General features: G+C 52.8%; 2 rRNA genes. Both read right to left on the bottom strand.

Annotated elements, in window-relative coordinates:
• A 23S ribosomal RNA gene (locus BA81_RS18910) occupies nt 1-1,818 on the bottom strand; the annotation flags it as partial.
• A gap of 182 nt (nt 1,819-2,000) precedes the next feature.
• Nucleotides 2,001-3,542: ribosomal RNA gene (locus BA81_RS18905) — 16S ribosomal RNA — on the bottom strand; the annotation flags it as partial.

Below are 3,542 nucleotides of genomic sequence, written 5' to 3'. Positions count from 1 at the left end.
TTTTGCTAAACAGTCGCCTGGGCCTATTCACTGCGGCTTCTCGGGGCTTTAACACCCTAAGAAGCACCCCTTCTCCCGAAGTTACGGGGTCATTTTGCCGAGTTCCTTAACGAGAGTTCTCTCGATCACCTTAGGATTCTCTCCTCGCCTACCTGTGTCGGTTTGCGGTACGGGCACCTCTCACCTCGCTAGAGGCTTTTCTTGGCAGTGTGGAATCAGGAACTTCGCTACTAAATTTCGCTCGCCATCACAGCTCAGCCTTTACGGGAAACGGATTTGCCTATTTCCCAGCCTAACTGCTTGGACGCGGATATCCAATACCGCGCTTACCCTATCCTCCTGCGTCCCCCCATTGCTCAAATGGTGAGGAGGTGGTACAGGAATATCAACCTGTTGTCCATCGCCTACGCCTTTCGGCCTCGGCTTAGGTCCCGACTAACCCTGAGCGGACGAGCCTTCCTCAGGAAACCTTAGGCATTCGGTGGACGGGATTCTCACCCGTCTTTCGCTACTCATACCGGCATTCTCACTTCTAAGCGCTCCACCAGTCCTTCCGGTCTGGCTTCACAGCCCTTAGAACGCTCTCCTACCACTGTTCGTAAGAACAGTCCGCAGCTTCGGTGATACGTTTAGCCCCGGTACATTTTCGGCGCAGAGTCACTCGACCAGTGAGCTATTACGCACTCTTTAAATGGTGGCTGCTTCTAAGCCAACATCCTGGTTGTCTAAGCAACTCCACATCCTTTTCCACTTAACGTATACTTTGGGACCTTAGCTGGCGGTCTGGGCTGTTTCCCTTTCGACTACGGATCTTATCACTCGCAGTCTGACTCCCAAGGATAAGTCATCGGCATTCGGAGTTTGACTGAATTCGGTAACCCGGTAGGGGCCCCTAGTCCAATCAGTGCTCTACCTCCGAGACTCTTACCTTGAGGCTAGCCCTAAAGCTATTTCGGAGAGAACCAGCTATCTCCAGGTTCGATTGGCATTTCACCCCTACGCACACCTCATCCCCGCACTTTTCAACGTGCGTGGGTTCGGGCCTCCATTCAGTGTTACCTGAACTTCACCCCGGACATGGGTAGATCACCTTGTTTCGGGTCTACTACCACGTACTCATGCCCCCTATTCAGACTCGCTTTCGCTGCGGCTCCGCATCTTCTGCTTAACCTTGCACGGGATCGTAACTCGCCGGTTCATTCTACAAAAGGCACGCCATCACCCGTTAACGGGCTCTGACTACTTGTAGGCACCCGGTTTCAGGATCTAGTTCACTCCCCTTCCGGGGGGCTTTTCACCTTTCCCTCACCGTACTGGTTCACTATCTGTCACTAGGGAGTATTTAGCCTTGGGAGATGGTCCTCCCGGATTCCGACGGAATTTCACGTGTTCCGCCGTACTCAGGATCCACTCTGGAGAGAACAACATTTCAGTTACAGGGCTGTTACCTTCTTTGGCGGGCCTTTCCAGACCTCTTCGCTTATATCATTCCTTTGTAACTCCGTATAGAGTGTCCTACAACCCCAAGAGGCAAGCCTCTTGGTTTGGGCTGTTCCCGTTTCGCTCGCCGCTACTCAGGGAATCGCATTTGCTTTCTCTTCCTCCGGGTACTTAGATGTTTCAGTTCCCCGGGTATGCCTTCTCATACTCTATGTCTTCAAGTATGGATACTGCTCCATTACGAGCAGGGGGGTTCCCCATTCGGAAATTTCCGGATCAAAGCTTGCTTACAGCTCCCCGAAGCATATCGGTGTTCGTCCCGTCCTTCATCGGCTCCTAGTGCCAAGGCATCCACCGTGCGCCCTTTCTAACTTAACCATTTCTTACTTTAGAAAGAATCACTATGTGTGATGAACTTTGCATTGCATTCAATGTGAATGTATTACTTATTGTTATCTAGTTTTCAAAGAACAATCCTGTCTCGCTAGAGACATGTTTTGAAGGAATGATCCTTCAAAACTAAACAAGACGAAAACGTACGCTGCTCCATATATCCTTAGAAAGGAGGTGATCCAGCCGCACCTTCCGATACGGCTACCTTGTTACGACTTCACCCCAATCATCTGCCCCACCTTCGGCGGCTGGCTCCATAAAGGTTACCTCACCGACTTCGGGTGTTGCAAACTCTCGTGGTGTGACGGGCGGTGTGTACAAGGCCCGGGAACGTATTCACCGCGGCATGCTGATCCGCGATTACTAGCGATTCCAGCTTCACGCAGTCGAGTTGCAGACTGCGATCCGAACTGAGAACAGATTTATGGGATTGGCTAAACCTTGCGGTCTTGCAGCCCTTTGTTCTGTCCATTGTAGCACGTGTGTAGCCCAGGTCATAAGGGGCATGATGATTTGACGTCATCCCCACCTTCCTCCGGTTTGTCACCGGCAGTCACCTTAGAGTGCCCAACTGAATGCTGGCAACTAAGATCAAGGGTTGCGCTCGTTGCGGGACTTAACCCAACATCTCACGACACGAGCTGACGACAACCATGCACCACCTGTCACTCTGTCCCCGAAGGGAAAGCCCTATCTCTAGGGTTGTCAGAGGATGTCAAGACCTGGTAAGGTTCTTCGCGTTGCTTCGAATTAAACCACATGCTCCACCGCTTGTGCGGGCCCCCGTCAATTCCTTTGAGTTTCAGTCTTGCGACCGTACTCCCCAGGCGGAGTGCTTAATGCGTTAGCTGCAGCACTAAGGGGCGGAAACCCCCTAACACTTAGCACTCATCGTTTACGGCGTGGACTACCAGGGTATCTAATCCTGTTCGCTCCCCACGCTTTCGCTCCTCAGCGTCAGTTACAGACCAGAGAGTCGCCTTCGCCACTGGTGTTCCTCCACATCTCTACGCATTTCACCGCTACACGTGGAATTCCACTCTCCTCTTCTGCACTCAAGTTTCCCAGTTTCCAATGACCCTCCCCGGTTGAGCCGGGGGCTTTCACATCAGACTTAAGAAACCGCCTGCGAGCCCTTTACGCCCAATAATTCCGGACAACGCTTGCCACCTACGTATTACCGCGGCTGCTGGCACGTAGTTAGCCGTGGCTTTCTGGTTAGGTACCGTCAAGGTGCGAGCAGTTACTCTCGCACTTGTTCTTCCCTAACAACAGAGCTTTACGATCCGAAAACCTTCATCACTCACGCGGCGTTGCTCCGTCAGACTTTCGTCCATTGCGGAAGATTCCCTACTGCTGCCTCCCGTAGGAGTCTGGGCCGTGTCTCAGTCCCAGTGTGGCCGATCACCCTCTCAGGTCGGCTACGCATCGTCGCCTTGGTGAGCCATTACCCCACCAACTAGCTAATGCGCCGCGGGTCCATCTGTAAGTGACAGCCGAAACCGTCTTTCATCCTTGAACCATGCGGTTCAAGGAACTATCCGGTATTAGCTCCGGTTTCCCGGAGTTATCCCAGTCTTACAGGCAGGTTACCCACGTGTTACTCACCCGTCCGCCGCTAACATCCGGGAGCAAGCTCCCTTCTGTCCGCTCGACTTGCATGTATTAGGCACGCCGCCAGCGTTCGTCCTGAGCCAGGATCAAACTCT

Source organism: Bacillus safensis FO-36b, from assembly GCF_000691165.1.
Classification (GTDB): domain Bacteria; phylum Bacillota; class Bacilli; order Bacillales; family Bacillaceae; genus Bacillus; species Bacillus safensis.
This window is presented reverse-complemented; position numbering and strand designations above follow the sequence as displayed.